The organism is Nitrospira sp. M1, from assembly GCF_965152605.1.
The window spans coordinates 2,555,308-2,578,555 of sequence record NZ_OZ224217.1 but is presented as its reverse complement, the minus strand read 5'-3'; the positions used below and the strand labels follow the sequence as shown (position 1 = coordinate 2,578,555).

The 23,248-nt window shown below is 48.5% G+C and carries 25 protein-coding genes; 24 read left to right on the top strand and 1 reads right to left on the bottom strand.

All coding sequences use genetic code 11. The features are described from left to right. Nucleotides 1-126 precede the first annotated feature (126 nt). From ACWHX8_RS11810 to ACWHX8_RS11800, 3 genes are read left to right on the top strand one after another with little or no spacing between them, the layout of a single operon-like run. A complete protein-coding gene (locus ACWHX8_RS11810) occupies nt 127-1,068 on the top strand; it encodes a chemotaxis protein (protein WP_447968326.1) in 942 nt (313 codons plus the stop codon). A 35-nt stretch (nt 1,069-1,103) separates the two neighbouring features. Beyond that, the gene (locus ACWHX8_RS11805) at nt 1,104-3,206 is read left to right on the top strand and encodes a methyl-accepting chemotaxis protein (RefSeq protein ID WP_447968325.1); all 2,103 of its coding nucleotides are present in this window, start codon (nt 1,104-1,106) and stop codon (nt 3,204-3,206) included. A gap of 55 nt (nt 3,207-3,261) precedes the next feature. Then, complete coding sequence (locus ACWHX8_RS11800; protein WP_447968324.1) at nt 3,262-4,935, top strand: methyl-accepting chemotaxis protein; 1,674 nt, start codon at nt 3,262-3,264, stop codon at nt 4,933-4,935. A gap of 45 nt (nt 4,936-4,980) precedes the next feature. On the opposite strand, the gene ACWHX8_RS11795 is transcribed toward ACWHX8_RS11800, so the two are convergent. Then, the gene (locus ACWHX8_RS11795) at nt 4,981-5,256 is read right to left on the bottom strand and encodes a hypothetical protein (RefSeq protein WP_447968323.1); all 276 of its coding nucleotides are present in this window, start codon (nt 5,254-5,256) and stop codon (nt 4,981-4,983) included. A gap of 151 nt (nt 5,257-5,407) precedes the next feature. Here ACWHX8_RS11795 and ACWHX8_RS11790 point away from each other — a divergent pair, with 151 nt between their 5' ends. The 21 genes from ACWHX8_RS11790 (at nt 5,408) to ACWHX8_RS11690 (ending at nt 23,225) form a co-directional block, all read left to right on the top strand. Continuing rightward, a complete protein-coding gene (locus ACWHX8_RS11790) occupies nt 5,408-6,568 on the top strand; it encodes a protein-glutamate methylesterase/protein-glutamine glutaminase (RefSeq protein ID WP_447968322.1) in 1,161 nt (386 codons plus the stop codon). Between the two features lie 88 nt (nt 6,569-6,656). Beyond that, nucleotides 6,657-7,115: a chemotaxis protein CheW gene (locus tag ACWHX8_RS11785; protein ID WP_447971906.1), complete on the top strand. Its 459-nt coding sequence runs from the start codon at nt 6,657-6,659 to the stop codon at nt 7,113-7,115. Nucleotides 7,116-7,134: 19 nt separating this feature from the next. Beyond that, on the top strand, nt 7,135-7,896 hold the full coding sequence (locus ACWHX8_RS11780) for a flagellar motor protein (protein WP_447968321.1): 762 nt from the start codon (nt 7,135-7,137) through the stop codon (nt 7,894-7,896). Nucleotides 7,897-7,930: 34 nt separating this feature from the next. Further along, nucleotides 7,931-8,674: a flagellar motor protein MotB gene (locus tag ACWHX8_RS11775; protein ID WP_447968320.1), complete on the top strand. Its 744-nt coding sequence runs from the start codon at nt 7,931-7,933 to the stop codon at nt 8,672-8,674. A 371-nt stretch (nt 8,675-9,045) separates the two neighbouring features. Beyond that, on the top strand, nt 9,046-9,765 hold the full coding sequence (locus ACWHX8_RS11770; RefSeq protein ID WP_447968319.1) for a flagellar hook-basal body protein: 720 nt from the start codon (nt 9,046-9,048) through the stop codon (nt 9,763-9,765). 149 nt (nt 9,766-9,914) lie between these two features. Continuing rightward, nucleotides 9,915-10,706 carry a flagellar basal-body rod protein FlgG gene (gene flgG, locus ACWHX8_RS11765; protein WP_447968318.1) on the top strand — a complete coding sequence of 264 codons (792 nt, stop codon included), beginning with the start codon at nt 9,915-9,917 and terminating at the stop codon, nt 10,704-10,706. Nucleotides 10,707-10,709: 3 nt separating this feature from the next. Beyond that, nucleotides 10,710-11,450, top strand: coding sequence for a flagellar basal body P-ring formation chaperone FlgA (flgA, locus tag ACWHX8_RS11760; protein WP_447968317.1), 741 nt, complete (start codon nt 10,710-10,712; stop codon nt 11,448-11,450). After that, on the top strand, nt 11,447-12,154 hold the full coding sequence (locus ACWHX8_RS11755) for a flagellar basal body L-ring protein FlgH (RefSeq protein WP_447968316.1): 708 nt from the start codon (nt 11,447-11,449) through the stop codon (nt 12,152-12,154). The genes flgA and ACWHX8_RS11755 overlap by 4 nt, the downstream gene beginning before the upstream one ends. Before the next feature lie 13 nt (nt 12,155-12,167). Next, entirely contained in the window at nt 12,168-13,334 is a 1,167-nt protein-coding gene (locus tag ACWHX8_RS11750; RefSeq protein WP_447968315.1) for a flagellar basal body P-ring protein FlgI, read from the top strand. Nucleotides 13,335-13,411: 77 nt separating this feature from the next. Further along, nucleotides 13,412-13,771, top strand: coding sequence for a rod-binding protein (locus ACWHX8_RS11745; protein ID WP_447968314.1), 360 nt, complete (start codon nt 13,412-13,414; stop codon nt 13,769-13,771). An 83-nt stretch (nt 13,772-13,854) separates the two neighbouring features. Beyond that, nucleotides 13,855-14,175, top strand: coding sequence for a flagellar biosynthesis anti-sigma factor FlgM (locus ACWHX8_RS11740; protein ID WP_447968313.1), 321 nt, complete (start codon nt 13,855-13,857; stop codon nt 14,173-14,175). Between the two features lie 25 nt (nt 14,176-14,200). After that, a complete protein-coding gene (locus ACWHX8_RS11735; protein ID WP_447968312.1) occupies nt 14,201-14,692 on the top strand; it encodes a flagellar protein FlgN in 492 nt (163 codons plus the stop codon). A 6-nt stretch (nt 14,693-14,698) separates the two neighbouring features. Next, entirely contained in the window at nt 14,699-16,357 is a 1,659-nt protein-coding gene (flgK, locus tag ACWHX8_RS11730) for a flagellar hook-associated protein FlgK (protein WP_447968311.1), read from the top strand. Between the two features lie 66 nt (nt 16,358-16,423). Beyond that, nucleotides 16,424-17,551, top strand: a complete 1,128-nt coding sequence (gene flgL, locus ACWHX8_RS11725) for a flagellar hook-associated protein FlgL (RefSeq protein WP_447968310.1) — start codon at nt 16,424-16,426, stop codon at nt 17,549-17,551. 231 nt (nt 17,552-17,782) lie between these two features. After that, the gene (locus ACWHX8_RS11720) at nt 17,783-18,742 is read left to right on the top strand and encodes a GGDEF domain-containing response regulator (RefSeq protein ID WP_447968309.1); all 960 of its coding nucleotides are present in this window, start codon (nt 17,783-17,785) and stop codon (nt 18,740-18,742) included. Continuing rightward, nucleotides 18,742-19,185 (top strand): hypothetical protein, encoded by a 444-nt coding sequence (locus ACWHX8_RS11715; RefSeq protein ID WP_447968308.1) that lies wholly within the window; start codon nt 18,742-18,744, stop codon nt 19,183-19,185. The genes ACWHX8_RS11720 and ACWHX8_RS11715 overlap by 1 nt, the downstream gene beginning before the upstream one ends. A 140-nt stretch (nt 19,186-19,325) precedes the next feature. Further along, nucleotides 19,326-19,811, top strand: coding sequence for a flagellar assembly protein FliW (fliW, locus tag ACWHX8_RS11710; RefSeq protein WP_447968307.1), 486 nt, complete (start codon nt 19,326-19,328; stop codon nt 19,809-19,811). 122 nt (nt 19,812-19,933) lie between these two features. Beyond that, nucleotides 19,934-20,185 (top strand): carbon storage regulator CsrA, encoded by a 252-nt coding sequence (csrA, locus tag ACWHX8_RS11705; protein ID WP_447968306.1) that lies wholly within the window; start codon nt 19,934-19,936, stop codon nt 20,183-20,185. A gap of 316 nt (nt 20,186-20,501) precedes the next feature. Beyond that, entirely contained in the window at nt 20,502-21,758 is a 1,257-nt protein-coding gene (gene lhgO, locus ACWHX8_RS11700) for an L-2-hydroxyglutarate oxidase (protein ID WP_447968305.1), read from the top strand. Nucleotides 21,759-21,805: 47 nt separating this feature from the next. Continuing rightward, nucleotides 21,806-22,738 carry an NAD-dependent epimerase/dehydratase family protein gene (locus ACWHX8_RS11695; protein WP_447971905.1) on the top strand — a complete coding sequence of 311 codons (933 nt, stop codon included), beginning with the start codon at nt 21,806-21,808 and terminating at the stop codon, nt 22,736-22,738. Continuing rightward, nucleotides 22,725-23,225: an NUDIX domain-containing protein gene (locus ACWHX8_RS11690; protein ID WP_447968304.1), complete on the top strand. Its 501-nt coding sequence runs from the start codon at nt 22,725-22,727 to the stop codon at nt 23,223-23,225. The genes ACWHX8_RS11695 and ACWHX8_RS11690 overlap by 14 nt, the downstream gene beginning before the upstream one ends. Nucleotides 23,226-23,248 lie beyond the last annotated feature (23 nt).

The window sequence follows — 23,248 nt, the reverse complement described above, 5'->3', positions numbered from 1 at the left end:
ATCTGAGTGCAACGTCAGGTGATGCACGTCAATGAAATGGCAAGGATGAAGAGCATGCAAGACGGTATTATGCATTTATACGTATCGCACATTCGATGATTGACGACTCGTAGAGGGAGTAACACCATGTCGAAATGGATGGCGGAAATTGATCAGCGGACGAGATTGGCTGGCGCCAATAAGATGGAACTGCTGATGTTTGATCTTGGAACCGACGAAATTTATGGCATTAACGTCTTTAAAATTCGTGAGGTCATGAAGGTTCAGCCCATGACCAAAATTCCAGATTCTGATTCTCGAATTTTAGGCATCGTGAATCTCCGTGGTGAAAATATTGCCTTAGTGGATCTCAAGCAAGCGATTGGTCTCGGAGTGTTGGAACATGAGGGAGCCAAGCTTATTATCACGGAGTATAACGATCAGAAGCAGGGTTTTCTTGTGGCAGGTGTCGATCGCATTATTCGAATGTCATGGGAACGCATCCATACTCCACCGCCTATGGTGCATTCGAGCCGTCAAGGTTCGGTCACGGCCGTGACGAAATTGGATGATGGACGCATGGTGTTGATTCTTGATGTTGAAAAAATTCTGATTGAATTACATCCGACATTATATGATGACATGTATGCAAGCATCGAAGTGTGTTCTGGATTGACGGGAAAGCGGCTTCTTATCGCCGATGACTCATTAGTGGCGCGAAAGCAAATTGCCAAGACGTTGGAGCGATTGGGGGTACATTGGGAGGAAGCCTGTACGGGAAAAGAGGCATGGAATCGGCTGCGGGCGATCGCGCAAGATGCTGAGATCACGGGGCAACCACTGGATAAGTATGTCGATGCGCTGTTGACGGATATTGAAATGCCGGAAATGGACGGTTTTTCATTAACCAAGCATATTCGACAAGATCCTCGTCTTGCCGGCTTACCGATTCTCATGCACTCTTCGTTATCGGGAAGCTGCAATCTTGATAAAGGGAAATCTGTCGGAGTCACAGATTTCGTGACGAAGTTTGATCCAAATGTTTTACGAGAAAAATTGATTCAACACGTTGCAACCACGGCTGTGTGACGCCGCGTCATTGCGACAACTGAAGGGAAACAACGATGGCTTCACAATTTCGCATCTCACAATGGATGCTAACCCCCAAATTGGTGCTGCTCCTCATTGTCTTTGCCGTGATCCCAATGGGAGTCATTGCGACCATTGGCGTGTTCGCGAGTTATCAAATCGAGGATGTCGTCGGTAAGCGTTTGGCAAGTATGGCGTTTGGGTTGGGGGATAAGATCGATCGGAACCTTTTTGAACGCTACACGGATGTCAAAGCCTTCTCACTGAATCATGTGCTCAATGAACGAGAGGCGTGGTATCAAACGAGTGAGGCTGGGAATGCCATCACCCGCGCCATGAATGCCTACATTGCCAATTATAAAGTCTATTCATTGTCCATCGTCGTTGATCTGCAGGGAAACGTTATCGCGGTCAATAGTCGAGATGGAAATGGAGAGCCAATTGATTCGACATTTTTGTACCAACAAAACTATCGAGACCGTTCATGGTTTCAAGCCTTGGAACAAGGTGTCTACACCTCGGACATGCCATTTACGGCCTCCGGAAATGATCAGTTGAGTGGAACCTTCATCGAAGATGTGCATGTCGATCCCGATGTCCAACGTGCGTATGGAAATCACAACATCTTGACACTTGGCTTTTCCGCACCTGTCTACAAAGAGGGTGAAGTGATTGCCTATTGGTCGAATCGTACCAATTTTGCCTTAATCGGTGATTTGATTCAGCAAGCGTATATGGAGCTGGAAGCTTCCGGCTATCCATCTGCGGAAGTGACCGTGTTGGATGCGACCGGGCGCGTACTGGTTGACTATGATCCTTCTTCTCAGACGACCAAAAACATTGTGAATAATATGGACGTTCTCTTTACCTTGAATCTTGTCGAGAAGGGGATTTCAGCCGCTCAACAAGCGGTGCTGGGAAAGACTGGATATGGAAATGCCTTTCATGCACGGAGACATATTCTGCAAATTGCTGGGTACACGCATTTAGACGGTGCGCTTGGATTTCCCGGTATGAACTGGTCTGTCCTCGTTCGTGTTCCGGTTGAAGATGCGCTTGCGCAAGCTATAGCGATTCAACGGACTATTCTTCTTGCCGTCCTGATCTGTTCGTTGTTGGTTATTCCACTTGGGGTGTGGATTGGTCGGAAAATTGTCGGTCGCGTGAAGCCGGTTATGGAGGTGGCCAATCTGGCGTCTCAGGGAGATTTTTCACGTCGAGTCCCTGTCACGACGCAAGATGAACTCGGACAGATTGGACAAGCGCTCAATGGGTTTTTAGATCATTTGAATCATATCATGAAACAGTTTAATCAGGTGGTTCAAGCTGTGGCGACTTCTTCAGAAAAACTCTCAGTGAATGGTCATGAGGTTGCACTGGCAAGCCGCGAACAGACGAGTCAAGCCACTCAGGTTGCGACTGCCGTTGATGAAATGTCGGCGACGGCATGTGAGATGGCCAGAAATGCACAAGTGCTGGCCGGAACAGCTCAGGAAGTGAATCATTCAGCCGTGAAAGGCGGAGAGATTGTTGCAAACTCCATCAACGGCATGGAAACGGTGACGACGACCATGCAAGCATCAGCCGATCAAATCAATGCTTTAGGGAAGCGGTCGCAAGAGATTGGGGAAATTATTCGCGTGATTGAAGATATTGCCGATCAAACCAACTTGCTGGCGTTGAATGCGGCAATCGAAGCGGCTCGTGCTGGCGAGCAGGGTCGAGGCTTTGCGGTGGTCGCTGACGAAGTGCGGAAACTTGCGGAACGCACAGGAAAGGCCACGAAGGAAATAGCCGGGGTCATTGAAACGGTGCAAGTTGGAACACAAGAAGCTGTTCAGTCAATGGAAGCTGGCACCACTGAGGCACAAAATGGCATGCTGTTAGCTCGTGAAGCTGGTCAGCGATTGAATGAAATCGTTGAAGGTGTTCAACGTGTGGCGGATATGATTCATCAAATTGCCGGTTCAACGGAAGAGCAATCACTCGTCTCGGATCAAATTGCACAGAATATTCAAGCCGTGGCAAGTCTGAGTCAGCAGAATGAAAACAGTGTGGGAGAGGTCGCGGCGGCGACAGGCGATATTGCACGAATGGCGTCTGAGCTTCAAGCATCAATTCGTCATTTTCGCTTGTAATGCGGACATATATGGATACGGTCATACGTCGTACTTACATGAAAGGAATCGGGGCATGAGGAGCATGAAGATTGGGGCAAAGTTGATTGCAGCAGTTGGGTGCCTCGCCACGGTGATGATCTTCATCGCTCTTCTGTTTCTCTACAACCAAGAGGAACATCGTGTATATGCGTTATTAGACGAACGTAGCAAAATGATTCAAGTCCAGATGGAAGTCATGCGGGCCTATGTTGCGAAGAACTATGTGGGCAAAATTAAAAAAATGCCAGTTGGTTCAGAGATCGTTGTTGCACGTGAGCATGCCACCAATCCGTTGGCGATTCCATTTCCAGCCACAGCCACACAAGAAATCGGAAAGGCACTCAGTGACAAAGGTGTGTTTCAAGCACGATTGATCAGTGATCGACCCATGAATCCCGCGAATGCTCCTGCTGACGAATTTGAACGCAAGGCCATAGACGCGGTGATGGCTGGCGCGGATTCGTATGCTTCGGAAGACATACTTCATGGCGTGCCGACTTACCGGCGAGCGAGTGCTGATAGAGCTTCCGAGCCTGCCTGCGTGACGTGTCACATTGATAAGCAGGTTGGAGATGTGATCGGCTTATTATCCGTGTCCATTCCCATGGCTCATGCGAAGGAAGAGATGATGGCCTCTGTGACTCGGACCGGAGGAGCCTTGTTCGCCATGCTGCTCATCTGTTTGGCTGTATTCTACGTGTTTCTACAAAAATTTGTCTTACGCCCTCTACACAGTTTGACGTTGCTCTCAAAGGATATTGCACAGGGTCAAGGTGACTTGACGAAGCGAGTCCCTGTGGTCAGTCATGACGAGATTGGCGAGTTGGGACGGTATTTCAATTTGTGTATTGAAAAAATTCAACGATCGATGGGAATGGTTTCAGAGGCGACGCGTCGAATTGTTGTGTCGGCAACGGAGCTGTCGACGACCTCGAATGAGTTATCGCAAAGTTCAGAGGGGCAAAACTCACGAATGGTGCAATCGACTTCAGCCGTTGAGGAAATGACCATGACTGCGAGCGAAGTGGCCAGGAATTCAACTGAGGCGGCTCGTCTGGCTAAGGATACGTCAGAAACAGCACGAACCGGACATGAGGTGATGATGGAAACCGTGGCTGGTATGGAGCAGGTGTCTGAAGCCGTTGGGCAATCCTCGACGATTATTGTGACGCTTGGAAAGTCATCCGATCAAATTGGGGACATTGTTCGTGTGATCGAAGATATTGCCGATCAGACGAATTTACTTGCCTTAAATGCTGCCATCGAAGCGGCGAGGGCTGGAGAGCAGGGTCGTGGGTTTGCCGTGGTCGCTGATGAAGTGAGGAAATTAGCTGAACGGACGACAAAAGCGACCAAAGAAATTGGCGATATGATTCGACAAATTCAGCACGATACCAAGAGTGCCGTTGCCTCAATGGAAGATGGGACACAGCGCGTGCTGGGGGGCGTCGAGTTAGCGAATAAGACCGGTGAGGCGCTTGAAAAAATACAAAGCATGGTGGATCAAACGACAGACATGATTCAACAAATTGCCGATGCGGCAGAAGAGCAGTCCTCTGCCACTCGACAAATAGCTACTGATCTAGAAACTGTTGCGCAAAGTTCAAAAGAAGCGTCAGGTGGTGTAACGGAGTCTGCAAAGGCCAGCCATGATTTGCGTGTGCTTGCCACGGAACTACAGTCATTGATCAACACGTTTCGCATTTAGGTGTGTGTCGATGAATATCTATTGTTGGATCCTTGTCTGTCCATGCTATGAAGAGGCATGGGGATCAGGGGGAAGTGGCGGGTTCGGAGGTGACGACTTTTGTCCATTGCCTTGCCGTTGATTCACCGCACGTTCCAGGAGGCCAACGGAATCTTTGAGAAGGTCTGCGGCGCAGGAAAGCGTGACGTGAAGTTGTTGCATGGCATCATTCCATCGCCCTTCTTTTTGTAATTCTTGGAAACGGCGGTGTTGTTCTTGAAGTATGGCCTTTTTGGCATCAAGCATGAGACGTTCGACTTCGGTACTAGGATGACGGTTCATGGGTATTTCCAATCGTTAATATAAAAAATATGATATTCGGCAGACTATCAGAGGCTCAAATACCCTTTCAAGAATACGTTCTCGCATATTGTATTCGATTACGTCTGAATGAATTAGATTCCTCCACAATGCGATGGAATTCATGAAAAACATGGAAATACAGAAGGCGACTATTCGCGTGCTTGTGGTTGACGACTCCACGTTTATTCGCCACGCGATTGCCAGGATGCTTTCAAAGTATCCTGAAATTGAGGTCGTTGCACAAGCACGCAATGGCGAAGAAGCCCTCGCAATGGTGAGGGAATTCTCGCCAGACGTCATGACGTTGGATATTGAGATGCCAGGCATGAATGGATTGGATGTGCTGGAAATTGTCATGAGGGAATGTCCGACTCCCGTCATTATGGTGAGTTCACTCACGGAAGACTCAGCCAAGGAAACGCTTCGTGCCCTGGAACTCGGTGCGATTGACTTTATTTCCAAACAGCTTGATGGTTCCTTGCTGAAAATTTCACAAATTGAAGCACATCTCTTGGAAAAAGTAAGAGCCGCGGCTTCCTCACGTGAGAAAATCGCCGGATTTCTCTCAGAGACGACGAGTCGACAGAGTCCAAAGGATTTCTCCAAGGTTTCACACAGTGAAGGTCTGTCATGGCCACTCAAGGGTGAACGTCAATCTGAGTCACGTGATTCCGTGGATTCATTAGTCGTGATTGGTTCTTCCACAGGTGGCCCCAAAGCTATTCAAGAGATGTTGATGCAATTCCCTTCATCGTTTCCATGCGGAGTGCTTGTGATCCAACATATGCCAAAATTCTTCACGAAACCATTTGCTGATCGTCTAAATGAGCAATGTGCCGTGTCAGTGTGTGAAGCCAAAGATGGAGATGTTTTGCAGGTAGGCAGAGTCTTCGTGGCACCTGGCAGTCGGCATCTTCGTCTTGAACAACACGGAGGCCAGAAGGTCACTGTTCGGATTTCATCTGATCCAACACATTTGCCATATCGGCCGTCGGTGAATCTTGCCATGGAGTCGGCTGCGAACATATTCGGCTCTTCGCTTATTGGGGTAGTCCTGACGGGGATGGGGAATGACGGTGAGTTGGGTATGGCGGCCATCAAAGCCGCAGGAGGCTGCACGCTTGTGCAAAACGAAGAGTCGTGCATTGTCTATGGGATGCCAAAGGCTGTGATTACGGCAGGGCATGCCGATGTTGTTGTTCCGATCTCAAGAATGGCTGCAGAAATTGTTGCACGTGTTTCTCGCCTCACAGAACGCCAGGCGGTGAGGTCATTGGAAGTGTGCGGATAAGGTCGGGATGTCCAGCGCGAGAACTGTTCATCGTAGTGCCAGGGAGGAGTAATTCATGCCAGGAGAACAGACGCAACCCATGATGGTCATGGACGAGTTAGGCGAAGACGGTGGAACACTTTTACAATTAGTGAGTTTTCATGTCGGTGAGGAGGAGTTTGCCATCGATATTCTTGGCGTACAAGAAATTATTCGAGTAGTGGAACTCACGCCTGTTCCGAATGCCCCCTATTTTGTCGAAGGCGTGATTAATTTACGTGGAAAAGTTATTCCAATTTTGGATCTCCGTTCTCGATTCGGGTTGCCGCCGACTGACCGTACCAATGACACAAGGATTATTGTTGTCGAAATTACCAAAACAGTACTGGGTTTTATCGTGGACTCTGTTGAGGAAGTGCTTCGGTTGCCAGAGAGCCTTATTGAAACGCCGCCCAGTACGGGTCGGGGTGGAAGTGCTGAATTTCATAAAGGCGTTGGCCGAGTGAATGGACGTCTGTTGATGCTGCTTGACCTTGGACAGATTCTGGGCGTCGAAGCAGGCATGTAAAATTTTAGGATCGTAGACAATGGATATTCTTACAGTCGTTGGGCTCGTCATCGCTGCGGTATCAATTCTTGGTGGACAGGTCTTGGAAGGTGGCCATATCAGTTCAATTGTGCAGCCGACTGCAGCATTGATCGTGTTTGGTGGTACGATTGGGGCGGTGATGATCAACTACCCCATGGCCATTTTCATGAAAGCCATGGGGAGTGTGGGGATGGTATTTGGCAATGTCTCGGTTGATCAAAAAGGCATTATCGCCCAAATTGTGGAATTGGGGAACGTGAGTCGGAAGCAGGGTCTCTTAGCGCTGGAAGGACAAATAAAAAGTATCGCGGACCCACTCATGGCGAAAGGGGTTCAATTGGTCGTGGATGGAACGGAACCCCCCAAGATTCGAGAAATTCTTGAAGTAGAAGTTGGAATGTTTGAAGAAGAATATACATTGGCTGGCAAGGTATGGGAAGCATTCGGGAGTTATGCGCCAACCGTTGGTATTCTTGGTGCAGTCATGGGATTGATTCATGTGATGGAAAACTTGGCGGACCCTTCCTCATTGGGCGGTGGTATTGCCGTGGCCTTTGTGGCGACCATTTATGGCGTTGGTGGTGCGAATCTCATTTTTCTTCCCTTTGGTGGGAAAATTAAATTGAAGGCCAAAGAGATGATCGTAGGGAAATTGATGGTGATTGAAGGGCTCGTCTCGGTTGCCCAAGGTGAGAATCCTCGGATGATCGAGGAAAAGCTTAGCGGATTTTTATCGGAAGCCGAACGAGCAAAATCGTGATGCGTTCGCACCGATAGAAGGCAAGGCCGTTTCGTTGAAAAAGAAACACGAAGAACATGAAAATCATGAACGGTGGCTGGTCTCGTATGCCGATTTTATCACCTTACTCTTTGCCTTTTTTGTGGTGATGTATGCGGTGTCTTCCGTCAATGAGGGGAAGTATCGGACGTTGAGCGAGTCCCTGGTTAGTGCCTTTAGTAATCAGAAGCCCGTCGGCAGTCCCACGATCATTGAACTACCGTTTGAAAAGCAAAAGGAAGTCCTCACGAATGAAGAATCGCAGATCAAGCGGAACGTGCGTGCGTATGTGAAAATCGCCAATGCGATACAAAGTACGAAACTTCCAGATGGTGTGTCAGTGACATCAGGGAAGCGAGGATTGAACATCAGAATTTCTGATGATGCGTTATTTGCTAGCGGCAGTGCCAGCATTCGTCCTGAAGTCAAAGAGTTTTTAGACTTGATTTCGAGTCTCGTGAAAGATCTTCCCAATTATATTAGTGTCGAAGGTCATTCCGATGCGGTTCCCATTCGAGCCGCGACGTTTCCGTCTAACTGGGAGTTGTCTGCCTCACGCGCAAGCGTTCTTATTCGATACTTTACGGACGTTCGCGGGTTAGATCCGCAACGATTTTCTGCGACAAGCTATGCAGGCTATCGTCCTGTGCAATCCAATGATACGGCTCAGGGACGGAGTGCGAACCGCCGCGTTGAAATCATTGTGCTTCGTCATACGCACACGCCAACCCTTCCACGAAATCCTTTCGTCAATCCCTGAATCTTAAAATGCTCAGACGGGTATGGAGGCGAGTTCGTGCCTCTGGCATTCTGACGGTCAAATTGCGCTATACGTGTTCAGTGTTGTGCCGTCCTTCGGATAGGTAAAAAGCCTCTTGCTCGGCATATTGTGCCTTCAGATCATCAAGTCTGAAATGGTTGGACGTGAGTCGAATCGACTTCATGAGGAAAGATCTGCTTCCTGACAGGAAATATCTTCCCACCCTGTCGAGATTCCACAAGGGTTTTGTGTGGGTTACACCCATTCCTTCCCCACTTCCCAGCTCCCACTTTTCATTTCTGGATGATTCTCATCCCTTGGCATGTCCGTTGCTTTGATACGTTTGAGACTCATCTTTTCAGGAGACGACTATGAATCGTGGAATTTATCCGCCATTAGCTGGGGCCATTTCATTTGAGCGACGCCTAGAAGTGCTGTCTCATAATATTGGGAACGTCAATACCACAGGGTATAAAAAAGACAAGCCTGTTTTTGAAACGATTCTTGGTGCCGCATCTGGAGCTTCGGTTGCGGGGATGGATTTGTTTCCTCGTGTTGGCAGAATTATTCCGGAAGTACAGCAGGGGACACTTGAACAAACCGGTCGGAAATTGGATGTTGCCCTCAATGGTCCAGGGTTTCTTGTCGTCAAGACGGCAGATGGAGATCGGCATTTTCGAGGCGGACGTCTCTTTCAGAACGAAAAAGGCGAGATCATTACGCATACAGGCGATCCCGTGTTGGGGAAAGCCGGCCCGATAAAAGTGCCGCCTGGAGAGATTGCGATTGATCGAAATGGTGAGGTGAGTGTCAATAATATTGTCGCCGGTCAATTTCGAGTTGAAACGCTTCCTCCATCGACCATTCCCGTCAAAGCCGGAGACTTGTACTGGATCATTCCTGGAAATGTTGATGTGGCTACGGATACCTCCATTCAACAAGGGATGTTAGAAAAGTCCAATGTCAACCCAGGCATGGACATGGTGGAGCTCATTAAAGTCACACGCGCGTATGAACAGATGCAAAAAGCCATTCAGACGATGGATGAGCTAGCGAGTCAAGTCATTCAGGTTGCACGTGTGCAGGGATAGAAGACGTGAGGGGTGAAGCGTGAAGCGTCAGAAAAAATATCATCTGTTGTTCAATCGTCGCTTCACGTCTTACGAAAATGTCATGTACGTGACCAACGTGAAATTATGATGAATCTATTGAACCGTGATACATGTAAGGAGAAAATAACATGATTCGTGCCATGCATACAGCGGCAACCGGCATGTTTGCTCAGCAACTCAACATCGATACGATTGCGCATAATTTAGCGAACGTGAATACGACGGGATTCAAGCGCGGGCGTGCGGAGTTTGCTGATTTACTGTATCAAATTCAACGATTGCCTGGTTCGAGTGCATCAACCGTGGGAGTGTTTCCTGTGGGTATTCAGGTCGGACTTGGTGTTCGACCCGTGACCGTGTCTAAGGAGTTTGTCCAGGGAAACTTAAAGCAAACTTTTAATGATCTGGATTTAGCCATTGAGGGTCGGGGGATGTTTCAGGTGACTCGTCCAGATGGAACGACGATGTATACCCGCGGTGGTTCATTTAAACAAGATAGTACGGGGAATGTCGTGACCGGAGACGGCGATACGCTTGTTCCAACAATTACGGTTCCATCAGGGGCGTTAAAAATTGATATTGGTCAAGATGGAACCGTTTCCGCATTGTTGCCAGGTGTTGCGACGGCAACACAGATCGGGCAGATCCAACTCGTTCGGTTTGACAATCCGGCTGGCCTCGTGGCGCGAGGAGATAATTTGTTTATTGAAAGTGCGGCATCTGGCCCAGCGCAACAGGGGACTCCAGGGTTTTCTACAGGGTTTGGGCTGATTCAGCAAGGATTTTTAGAAACTTCCAATGTCAATATTGCTGATGAAATGGTGAATATGATTATTGCGCAACGAAGTTATGAACTCAATGCGAAAGCCATTCAAGCATCGGATGATATGATGCAAGTGGCAAATAATCTAAGGCGGTAATATATGAAGCGAATCATAATATGTAGTGTGTTCATGACGTTGGTGAATTTCCTTCCCATTGGCGAAGCCTGGGCCAAAGCTCCCATGCAAAAGCCGACGGAAACACAACGTGTCGCGATTCGACAGTTTCATGAAACGATTATGAAGGATTTGCACGCACGAATCACCTCGCCAGATATGAAGATTGATGTTCAAGTGTTGTTTCCTAAGACGTCGCTTGAAGTGCCTGCCGGGCGATTGACCTTAGAAGTTCAGACAAATCGTTTAAGTCATCTCACTGGTCGTCGAGCGTTTCGGGTGCAAATTATGGTGGATTCGAAGCCTATCAAGACGGTGAATATTGTCGCATCGGTGTCTGTTCGCACAGACGTGCTGACTCCCGTGCGGTGGATCAAAATGCACGAAGTGTTGACAGCGAAAGATGTCATGAAAACAACAGTCAATCTTCGAACATTCCATCAAGATATTGTGATGGATCCGACTGATATCATTGGCAAACGAGCGACACGTGCGCTACCTCCACACCAACCATTCCGGGCTTCGTTCGTGGCTGAACCGCTGCTCGTTCATAAGGGCGATAGAGTCATGATTGAGGTAAGACGTGGTGGACTCTTTGTGCAAACGCTTGGTGTCGCGAAGGCTTCCGGTCAATCAGGCGAACTCATTTCAGTCACGAATCAAACGTCGGGCCGTGATGTTCTTGCTACCGTGTTGTCTGCGGGAGTTGTCGAGGTACGATTTTGAGTCGTTTCAGAACACACGTCCTGACGAAAACATCCCTGGCTCTTGTTCTGGGGTTGGTGGTGCTTGTTACAGGATGTACCACACCACAGCCGTCCACAAAAAAAGTCGAAGGCGACACATTCGAACAGCCACCGTTGTCTCTTCCTGAAACGACCGGCTCGCTATGGCAAGAAGAGAATGGTCGTGCATATTTATTTGAGGATCGACGGGCAAGTCGGATCGGCGATATTGTGATTGTGGAAATCGTCGAGCAGCATAAAGGATCAAAGTCGGCGAATACGAAGGCTGACCGGGAGTCGACCTATAAGAATTCAATCGGGGGTTCGATCTTTGGGTTCAATAACTTTGCGTCGACCTTTATTGAAGGGATGGGCATCGATTCGTCAACTGAAAATGAGTTTGAAGGGAGTGGATCGACCAGTCGCGAAGATACCTTGACCGGTACGATCGCCACTCGGGTGACGGAAGTCTTACCGAATGGAGATTTACGAATTTCTGGGCGACGAGAAGTGACCGTGAATAGCGAAAAACAGACGATGATTCTGAAGGGGATTGTCAGGAGGATTGACCTGGATACGACCAATACCGTCATTTCTTCTGCGATTGCGGAAGCCAAGATTGAATATACGGGACTTGGTGTGGTGGATGATGTGCAACGTCCAGGCTGGTTGGTCAGAATTCTTGATTGGATCATTCCCTTCTAAGGAGAAATGTAAATTGCAAAATGTAACAGTCAATATTCGAGAAAAGCCAAGTCTTTTTCACACTCTTACATTTTGCGTGTTACCCGTTGCATGTTGCATGTTCCTATTGCCGTCAGCCGATGCGGCGCGGATTAAAGACATCGCATCGATTGAGGGGGTACGTGAAAATCAACTGATTGGATATGGTTTAGTCGTTGGCCTGGATCGTACAGGGGATTCCGTCGTGGGTGGACAGTTTACGGCGCAAGCCATTCTCTCGATGCTGAATTCGATGGGAATAAATCTCAAGGTTGATCCGATTCAGTTGCTGACAAAAAATACTGCCTCTGTGATGGTGACTGCCAAGCTTCCGCCGTTTGCCCGACCTGGCATGAAATTGGATATTCAGGTTTCCTCGTTGGCCAATGCAAAGAGTTTGAAAGGGGGGACATTATTATTGACCCCATTGAAAGCACCCAATCAGCAGGTGTATGCCGTCGCGCAAGGACCAATTTCCACATCAGGCTTTGAAGCTGGCGCGTCTGGGACATCGGTCACGAAAAATCAACAGTCGGGTGGTATCATTCCGAGTGGGGCGATTGTTGAAAAGGCTGTAGACCTGAGTATTGAAAAGTGGAAGGCTTTTTCGTTGAGCATCAGGCACGCTGATTTTACGACTTCGCTTCGTGTGGCTGATGCCATTAATACGCATTTTGGATCAGGGGTGGCCTTGCCGGTGAGTTCGGGGCAAGTCAAAGTGGTGATGCCGAAGTCATTTCAAGGGAAAATTGTTCAATTAATTGCTGCCGTTGAGGGGCTGAATGTGGATGTAGATGTTCAAGCCAAGGTTGTGGTGAATGAACGAACCGGAACCATTGTCATGGGCGAACATGTGCGCTTATCCAGCATGGCTATATCCCATGGAAGTTTGACGATCAAGATCAAGACGGACTTTGAGGTTTCGCAACCAGAAGCTCCAGGTCTCATTGGTGGTGGGGCTGGTCAAACAGTCGTCACGGCCGAATCCGATACGACGGTTGAAGAAGAAGCTGGGCGAGTCATCCAAATTGATCAATCGGTGACGTTGGGTGACCTGGTGAAGGCGCTCAACTTCATTGGCGTGTCTCCTCGAGATCTTGTTGCGGTCCTGACGGCGGCCAAAGCTGCTGGCGCACTGCAGGCCGATATGGAAATGATTTAAGAGACAGTCACCGAGAAACATCGTCACTGAGGCAATGCGAGAGCAAACGTTGTGCAAGATGAAAGGAATCTAAAAACGTGATAGACGGAGTATTGAGTTCTCCACAAATTTCGCCGATTGACACGTTAGAGACTGCGCGGCTTCAGAATCTACAGAAAGCCGGCAATCCTAAAGAAATTCGAAAAGCCGCCTTGGAGTATGAAAGCTACTTTCTCTCATATCTGATGAAGGCGATGAGGGCGACTATTCCGAAGGGGAGTATAACGGCCAATCCAATGGGCGAAACCTATCATTCGTTTTACGATGAAGAAATTGCGAAACGAGCCGCGAAATCCGGAGGGATTGGCCTGGCCGACTTTATGTTGGCCTCCTTGGCAGAGGAACCGTCTCAACCGATCCCGCCTCTTTCGTTACCTCCCAATCCGCTCCAGAAATAGTCGTTACGTACTGTTTGCAGATGACTAGTTAAGTTCTGACACATAGTCTCCGATATAGTGTTATAGAAGGAGGCGAGGTACTTATGACTATTCCCAGTCTGGATCCGACTGGTGAGCTGGGTCGATTATTCTCCGCAATCCAGCCTAAAGCCGTTCCCCCGAACGATCAGCGTCAGTCGAATCAGGTTTCAGGAGGCCGCACGAATGATGATGTGGCTCTTTCAGCCTTTGCGCAAGAAGTCCGTGATCTGACACAGCAGGGATTGCAAGAGCCTGATATTCGTCATGATCGTGTCCAGGCTGCTCGTGAGGTGCTTCAACGCGACCAGACTCTGGCCAGTTCAGAGCAGGTTGCTGATGCGCTGTCACGTGATACGATACTGAATGCGCTGGCTCTTTCATAACGCTATCAATTGAAAGGTGGGTCGTATGTCATCAGCGAGTCTCTGGGAGAAGCTTCGTCATCTGTTTCACGATGAATATCTTGCCTATGAACATTTAACGGAGTTGCTTCACGAAGAATGGACGGTGTTGCGTCAGCTTGACTATCTGCAGTTACTCGATGTGACTCGTCGAAAAGAAGTGGTCATGATTCGTATTCGCTCCATAGAAGAAGAGCGGGTGGCGTGTGTCAAGACGTTGCAGCAGTCCACTCCACAGGAAGAACCGCTCGCATGGGTCGCGCAGTCAACTGTGCCTGAGGCTGCACCCGCAAAACGTGCGTTGACGCAGCTCGTCTCCATAGGTCAGCAGGTGCAAGCACTCAGTAATCAGAATTCTGGACTCATCAATCGTGGGTTGCAAGTTGTTCGTGAGGCGATGTCTCTTGTGCACGAAGGAGTCGGCGTGAAGCCGCTGTATGGGGAGTCTGGGTGTTTAACGTTTGCTGCAGCGTCAACTTCTCTGAATGTGGAAGGGTAGGGACGAATGGCTGGGATCGGACATCTGTTTGAGATCGGTAGAACCGGAATTCGTGCGCATCAGCAAGGTCTTGCCACGACGTCTCATAATATCAGCAACATTGAGACCAAGGGGTATACCCGTCAAGAGGTCGTGCTTGAGGCCGCATCGCCTGCCAATGGTCAAGAAGCGTCTGGTGTACGCGTCAACGACATTCGGCGAAATGTCGATGTCTTTCTCGAGCGGCAGATTACCAAGTTAAAGGAAGATGTTGGGCGACTTGATGCCCGACGCAATTATTTGGTGCAGGCCGATGGAGTGTTTACCGAAGGCGAGAACAATGGAATCGGGCATGGGGTCACGAAATTCTTCAATGCCGTTCGTGATGTTGGGACGAATCCTGAGGGGGCTGTGCAGCGCACCGTGTTGCTGGGAAAAGGCAACTCGTTGGCTGATGAAGTGAATCGTGCTGCAGGAACACTCGATCAGATTCGACGGGATGCTGATGGGGAAATCGGACGGCATATAACGACGGTCAATAGTTTAGCTACAGAAATTGCCACGTTGAATGATTCTATTTTTCATGCTGAGGCGAGTGGCGGTGCGGCCCACGATCTTCGTGATCAACGTCAGGTCCGTGTCAATGAAATGGCTGAACTGGTTGATGTGTCAGAAATCGAAATGCGTGATGGGTTGGCGATTATGGTCGGTGGCCATCAATTGGTGAGCGGGAATCATGCGAATAGGCTTGTGCAGACTCCAGATGCTGATAATGCACCGTTTAACGATATTGCGATTGTTCGGAGTGATAATACGACATTAGCGATCACCTCACGAATAACTGACGGACGGCTCAATGGCCTTGTCACGTTACGTGATTCAGATATCGTGGGGTTTCAAGATCGCCTGGATCGATCTGTTGCCGTATTGGTGAATGAATTCAATCAGCAGCATGAAGCCGGGTTTGACCTAGATGGTGACACGGGCAATGCATTCTTTTCGGCATTGAGTCCTGAAGCTCCTGTTGCCCATGATTTGAATACAGGCGGCGCGGTCGGAACATCCGTTGCGGTCACCACCGCGAGCGCATTGACGTTTAGTAATTATGAAATAGCCTTTACCAATGCGACGACATTTGATGTGCGCGATACCACCAATGGCACGACGGTCCTCAGTGGGCAAGCCTACACCTCCGGGAACAATATTGTCTTTGATGGGCTAACCGTGGTGGTCACCAATGACTCGGGCGCGCCTGCCGCTGATGATGTCTTTCGCGTGAGCGCGCATGCAGGGGCCTCCGTCGATCTTTCTGTAGCGCTTACCGATACTGACGACATTTCCGCATCATCAACCTTAGCTGGGGTTCCAGGAAACAATGTGAATGCCTTGGCGTTAGTGGATATTCATACAGCAAGACAGAGTACCTTAGGCAGTGTGACGTTGAATGATTATCACGCCATTACCGCCGGGAATGTTGGGAGCGCGACACGCGAAGTCGAGTTTTCCCTTACGGCCAAAAAAGCAGAAACCGAACAGGTTGAAACGTTTCGTGAAGGGGTGTCCGGGGTCTCGTTGGATGAAGAGTTAACGCATCTCTTGAGTTTTCAGCGAGCCTTCGAAGCCTCGGCCCGTTTGATTACAGTCGCAGATGATCTGCTGCAAACGGTGCTGGCTTTAGGTCGATAACATCCTGATACGTTGAGCGTGACATGACAGACATGTCTTACTGAATGTTGGTTTGGAGTATACGCCATGCGAGTGACTGATCGGCAACAAACACAGGCCTTACTGACAGCCGTCCAAAATGTGCGGCAAGGAATCTTTGAACGGCAAGAGCAAATTGCTTCTGGGAAGCGCGTGAATCGACCTTCCGATGATCCTGCTGCAGCCGAGCGTATCAGCCAGTTTAAAAATACACTCAAGACTACCGATCGTCGATTGTTTTCAGTCAATGAAGGTATTGGACGACTGAGTCTGTCCGATAGTACGTTCGAGTCCGTTGGACATGCCATCCAACGAGGACGGGAATTGGCTATTCAAGCTAGGAATGACACCAATTCCGACGTGGAACGGGCCAATATCGGAAAAGAAGTGAATCAATTGTTTCAATCGCTTTCCGGCTTGGCAAACACACAACTCAATGGTCGTTCTATCTTTGCTGGCCATCAAACACAAACCGATCCTTATGTGCTTGGTGCGGTCACGACTTCCCTGGGAGCGAACAATGCAGGGTCTGGAACCGTTTCCGGTGTCGTAACAACTGCAGCGGCGCTCCAACCTCATCTCTATGAAGTGCAGTTTAATGGCACAAACTATGATGTGTTGAATGTTACGACAGGGGAGACGGAAGCCTCCGGTGCGGGAAGTCCGCTCACATTTGATGGATTAACGGTGACCATTGGCGGAGCGCCAACGACTGGTGATGTCTTTTATGCGAGGTCAGGGTATATTTATCAGGGTGATTCGAACGAGGTTGCTATTGAAATTGGAGATGGCAAAACGGTCAGTTCCAATGTTGCGGGTGATCGTGTCTTCTCAGGTCCGACGGTAGATCTGTTTACGGTGTTTCAGAATTTCCACCAAGCGCTGGCGACGAATGATGAAGACGGGATTGGCACTGCGATTGCCAATCTTGATACCGCTCTCTCGCAAGTGACGAATGCGCGAGCAGATGTCGGGGCACGAGTCAATCGGTTGGATACGGTCAAGGATAGTTTGAGTTTGGTCCAGGTCACGATTGATACCCTTCGATCCGATTATGAAGATGCCGATTTTGCCAAAGTTGCAACGGAACTTTCTACGCTTCAAGTAAATCTGCAAGCGTCGTTGTCGGTGCTTACCCGTCAATTTGAAACCAGTCTCCTCAATTTTCTTCGGTAAAGTGTTTATCACACAAACACCTTCGCGTCCTGCTACAGGTTAGGGTCTTCTTCTCCGATAAGTTCGATACAGACAGGAATCAATTCGTAAAGGAATGGCACGGAGAGGTCGTGCTCGACGTATCTTGATGGAGCGTGCTCAGGGTAAGCAGATGGGGTGAACGACCCTCTTTCTCGTGTTACCTGCAATTTGCCGAATAGTGATCGGTTTTGCGTAAAGGAAGTGAGTCTTATGCGAGTCTTAGTGGCTGACGATGATCCGTTGACATTGCACATGGTTGTCTATCGCTTGCAACAATGGGGGCATGAGGTTGTGACCTGTCGCAATGGAGAAGATGCCTGGAACATGTTGCAGTCGGATAATCTGCCACAGGTGGCCATTCTTGATTGGATGATGCCAGGGCTTGATGGTGTGCAGGTATGTCGGAAGGTTCGAGAGCAATCGGGTGATCCATACGTCTATATCATTTTATTAACGGGGAGAGATGAGACGCAAGATTTGATTGCCGGGCTTGAAGCCGGAGCTGATGATTATCTTTGTAAACCGTTTCATCTGGGGGAACTGGAAGCTCGACTTCGTTCTGGCAAGCGTATCGTGGATTTACAAGCTGAGCTGATTGCGGCTCGAGAATCACTCCGAGTGCAAGCCATGCAAGACCCATTGACAAAGTCATTAAACCACGGGGCCATCATGGAGTATCTCCATCGAGAACTGGCTCGTGCGCAACGAGAGAATCTTCCATTAAGTTTGATCATGATCGACCTTGATGAATTTAAGCAGGTGAATGATACCTATGGTCATTTGGCTGGAGACTATGTTTTGGTCGAGACGACTCGACGGTTTCATGGTTGTCTTCGCCCGTATGATGCGATTGGACGATATGGCGGAGAGGAATTTCTCATTGTTCTTCCCGGGAGCGATACGGCGACCGCTATGAAGCAAGCGGAACGGATACAAGCTTCTCTGCTGGAAGAACCGATTCTTGTTTCAAATTCTGCGATTGCTATTACGGTGAGTCAAGGGGTGACGACCTGGGAGCCGTCGTGTTCAGACGATGTGCGGGCACTCGTTAATGCCGCAGACAATGCGTTATATTTAGTGAAGAGCAGTGGCCGCAATGGTGTCGAATTTATTGCATACGATCAGGTGACGCAGGCGGAGAATCTGATTGTCCCGAGGCATGATGGCTAATGCCATGCATGCTCCTCATTCATCAGGATCCCGTGCAGGTATGCCTCTTGGCTATGCTGTTGGAGCTGGAGTCCGTTGAACCTGTCATCTGTCATGGTCTTGAGCAGGCTATGGATGTGTATCATGCGCGCGATGATATTGATGGGGTTATCCTTGATCTCCAGACGCTCAAGGCCGGTCAAAGCCCATTTGTAGAACGAAGTCACGGGTCACGATATTATTCGATGCCTATTGGGGGGGTGTCTTCGCAGTATGACGACTGTGATGCTGAGCAAATTTGTACAGAGTTTCACCTTGACGGGTATCTGTCGCTACCGGTAAAACCACAACGGTTTCGTCAATTTATTCAAACCCTTCTTCAGGAAAATATGGTTTCAACTCCTGCTCTCACCATTCCAAGTTGCTCCTTAGATAAGAATTGCACTACATTAGGGAACCGGTAGCTCCAAACTTCTTGGTTTTCAACTCAACTTCTTTGCCGTAACGACCGATAGATGATAGAGAAGGCCGCTTGTACACACCGTGGCCAACGTAGGCCGATTTTGGCTCATTCACTTATGGTATTACGGCATAAAGGACTGTTATGAAGGTTGCAACCAGTCGTTTTGGCGAAGTTGAAGTAACCGAAGAGTCGATAGTGACATTCCCTTCGGGACTTGTGGGATTACCCAATTACGTGCGGTATGTGGTATTTGATGTTGAGCAAGGCTCAGGATACCAATGGCTACAATCGCTGGAAGATGAAACCTTAGCCGTCGTGATCATGCCTGCTGATGTTCTTGAGCCTGAATTTCCCAAGCAGATCACTGAAGAAAGCGTGATGGACTTGAATGTGAACAATGATGACCAGGTTTCGATTTCCGTCATTGTCACGATCCCGGCGGGAAGACCCGATCAAGCGACGGCGAACTTTCGTGCTCCGATTGTGGTCAATCTCCGCACACGAATAGGCAAACAAATTATTTTGCATGAATCTATTCCGTTGCATGTTCCGCTCTTGCCAGAGGAGCCGGAAGCTGAAGGTGAAACTTCGGATACTATCTGTTTACAAGAGGCTATGAAGTCGTGATAGGGTTGTGTATCATCGTGGATGAGAGTCACCATGTCATGCGTTCGTCGAGTGCACGTGTACAATTGGCTAATTAATAACTGGTCCTAGACTGAAACTTTCAAGACCGCCATGGAAGGCTGATGTTAATACTCACAAGAAAAAAAGATGAAGCAATTCGCATAGGCGAAGATATTCGAATTGTGTTAGTGCAAGTAAAGGGTGGCCAAGTTCGACTTGGTATTGAATGTCCAGCGGAAACGAGAGTGTTACGAGAAGAGCTCTATGAAGCTGTTCGCCAAGAAAACTTAAACGCTATTTCCGTCGATCCTGAACAAGCGCGAACTCTCCCGAAACCGACAAATCTCCCTCAACGAAAAATTCCTCCCTCCTAAACTCTTCTCCGTTACCGTATTCTTTCAATTAGTACAATTGAGTTTTTGGCTATAGCCGTTTCAAATAACTTCCGCATGCTTGAAGTGAGTAATCGCGCGAGGTTCGTTGCTTGACCTCAGATGGAACTTATTTTGATTCGCTATAGATGTGGTTATTGCCGATTTCTGCCAGATTCTCTCATCAATTTCTACCTGCTTTGTAGGCAAAAATTTCCCTTCCATTCTCAGTGCGTATCCGACGATTGTTGTAACTTTCAAAATCCAGTCGATTTTTCAATAGTTGTGGTGGCATAGGTTTTGAATCGTTTTGCGTGAGATGATTGATAAAACCGTGGATGTCATTATCATTGGAGGCGGAGTGCTTGGGTGTGCGATTGCGCGAAGCTTAGCTGCACAACGTCGAAACGTCATACTCCTGGAAAAAGAGCCTGCTGTAGGTCTACATGCGAGTGGTCGAAACAGTGGCATTGTTCATTCCGGATTCCATCAGAAGCCGGGCTCATTGGCAGCGCGATTATGTGTAGAAGGCAGTCATGCCATTCGCAAGTATGCCGAGTCTCGACGAATTCCCTATGAACAAGTCGGAACCTATGTCGTGGCCTCTGATGAGTCACACGTTGCAATGCTGGAAGACTTAAAAGGGCGAGGTGATCGGAATGGCGTGCAAGATCTGCAAGTCATTCCAGTTTCACGTGCACAAGCGAATGAACCAAGTCTTCATGGACATACTGTTCTGTATTCGCCTACGGGCGCCATCATTGATTCACGGGCCTTGACGAAGTCTCTCGCGAATGATGCCGTCAGGTCTGGCGCGCAGATTCTGTATTGGCAAGAGGTGGTGGACATCCAGGAACGCACTGACGCGGTCCATGTGTCCACCCGCGACGCACGATACACAGCTGAGATTGTCGTCAATTGTGCTGGTGTGCATGCAGATCGCCTTGCGCATGGGATGGGGGTTGGTGGGGACTATGTTCTGGTGCCGTTACGTGGCATCTACTTTACCATCACACGTTCAGGCCCTCCATTAATTCAATCTATTGTCTATCCCGTTCAAAATTTCGCATCGCCATTCTTCGGCGTGCATGTGACGCGCACGGTGTATGGATCTGTCCTGGTTGGGCCTGGTGCTGTGCCGGCCTTTGGACGTGAAGCGTATCACCCACACTTAAATCGTTTTGCAACTCTGGCCAAATTAACGTGTCAACGTGCCGTGTGGAAAGCGGTATTCCAGAATCGCAAGCTTCTCCGCCTTGGCTGGAAACACGATATGCATATTTCGACTCAACAATATTTCTGGAAGGAAGCTTGCAGGGTAGTTGAAGGGTTAGAGCTGGAAGACCTATCGCTTGGGAGTCGAATAGGCATTTTCCCACAATTAATAATCCGATCTGACGGTCAATTAATTGACGATCTTGTCGTGGAATCGACAGAGCGAAGTATTCATGTGTTGAACATGGTCGAACCGGGAATGACCTGCGCCTTATCGTTTGCCAAGTGGTTAACGGATCGGATGCAAGGAGCAGGGCAGGGTGCAAAATTTAAAACGCCCTCGTTAGCCAGTGTGTCGTAATGACGCTTGAGTCGGTTACGAATATATAAAGGACAACGCGTATGCCATTGAAGGTACTTGTTACTGGTGGGGCCGGTTACATCGGATCAATGTTGGTTCCCGCATTGTTGGGGCAAGGCTATCACGTCACAGTTCTTGATAATTTTCTGTATCGACAATCCAGTCTAATGGAGTGTTGTGGGAATGCCAATTTTGATGTCATTCGTGCCGATTGCCGAGATGAACGTGAAATAAAAAATGTTCTGAAAGATAAAGATTGTCTTATTCCACTCGCGGCATTGGTTGGCGCTCCATTATGTGAACAGGACCGTTTAGGGTCTCAATCGGTTAACTTTGACGCGATACAGCTTCTCTGTAAGTTGGCGTCCCCGGCACAAATGGTGCTCTTTCCTGTCACGAATAGTGGATATGGAATTGGTGACGCTGGGCAATATTGCACAGAAGAGTCTCCGTTACGTCCCCTGACTCTGTACGGAGAAACAAAAGTGAAGGCGGAACAAGTCGTTCTTGATCGAGAGTCCAGCATGACCTTTCGCCTTGCAACTGTATTTGGTTCGTCTCCGAGAATGCGGATGGACTTACTGGTCAACGATTTTGTATATCGCGCAATGCATGATAGAGCGGTCACAATTTTTGAAGGACATTTCAAGCGAAACTATATTCATGTGCGAGATGTCGCGAGAGCATTTGTGTATGGCATCGAGCATTTTGATGCGATGAAAGGTCGACCGTATAACTTAGGCTTGGATGATGCCAATCTTTCAAAGATTGAATTATGCCAGAGAATTCAATCTTTTTTTCCGAACTTTGTCTATCTTGAGGCCCCTGTAGGAGAAGATCCAGACAAACGGGATTATATCGTCTCAAATTCCAGGATTCATAAGGCTGGATTTACGACTCAATGGTCTTTAGATGATGGAATTCTCGATCTAAAGAAATGCTACACGGTGTTAAGGAAAAATCACTATGCCAATGTGTAACGACATTCAGTTCTCAACCGCCTACCCCACCATGTTTGCTCAACGTACCGTTGGTCCTCACACGATCGTACGGCTTGGCGTCGGTGTGGTGATTCGCGACGAACGGAATTGGGTTCTTCTTGAACAGCGATCTGATTGTGGTTGGTGGGGACTTCCCGGTGGAAGGCTTGAGGTCGGTGAGTCGATTACACAAACAGCTATGCGTGAAGTAAAAGAAGAGACTGGGCTTGATGTGGAGATTATTCGTCTCATTGGCATTTACTCTGACCCTCAAGAGCGCATTGTGACATATCCTGACACGAAAGATGGTCTTCAACTTATTGATGTGGTTGTGGAAGGAACGATCGTATCTGGGAGTTTGACTTGCAGTGATGAAAGTTTAGAGCTGTGTTTTTATCCACTTGATAAACTTCCCGCAGAGTTAATCCCTCCCTTTCGACAACCCATGCGAGATGTCGTACAAGGGATAAGTGGAAGGATTGTGTGACATATTCAGTGATAGTATTTTAA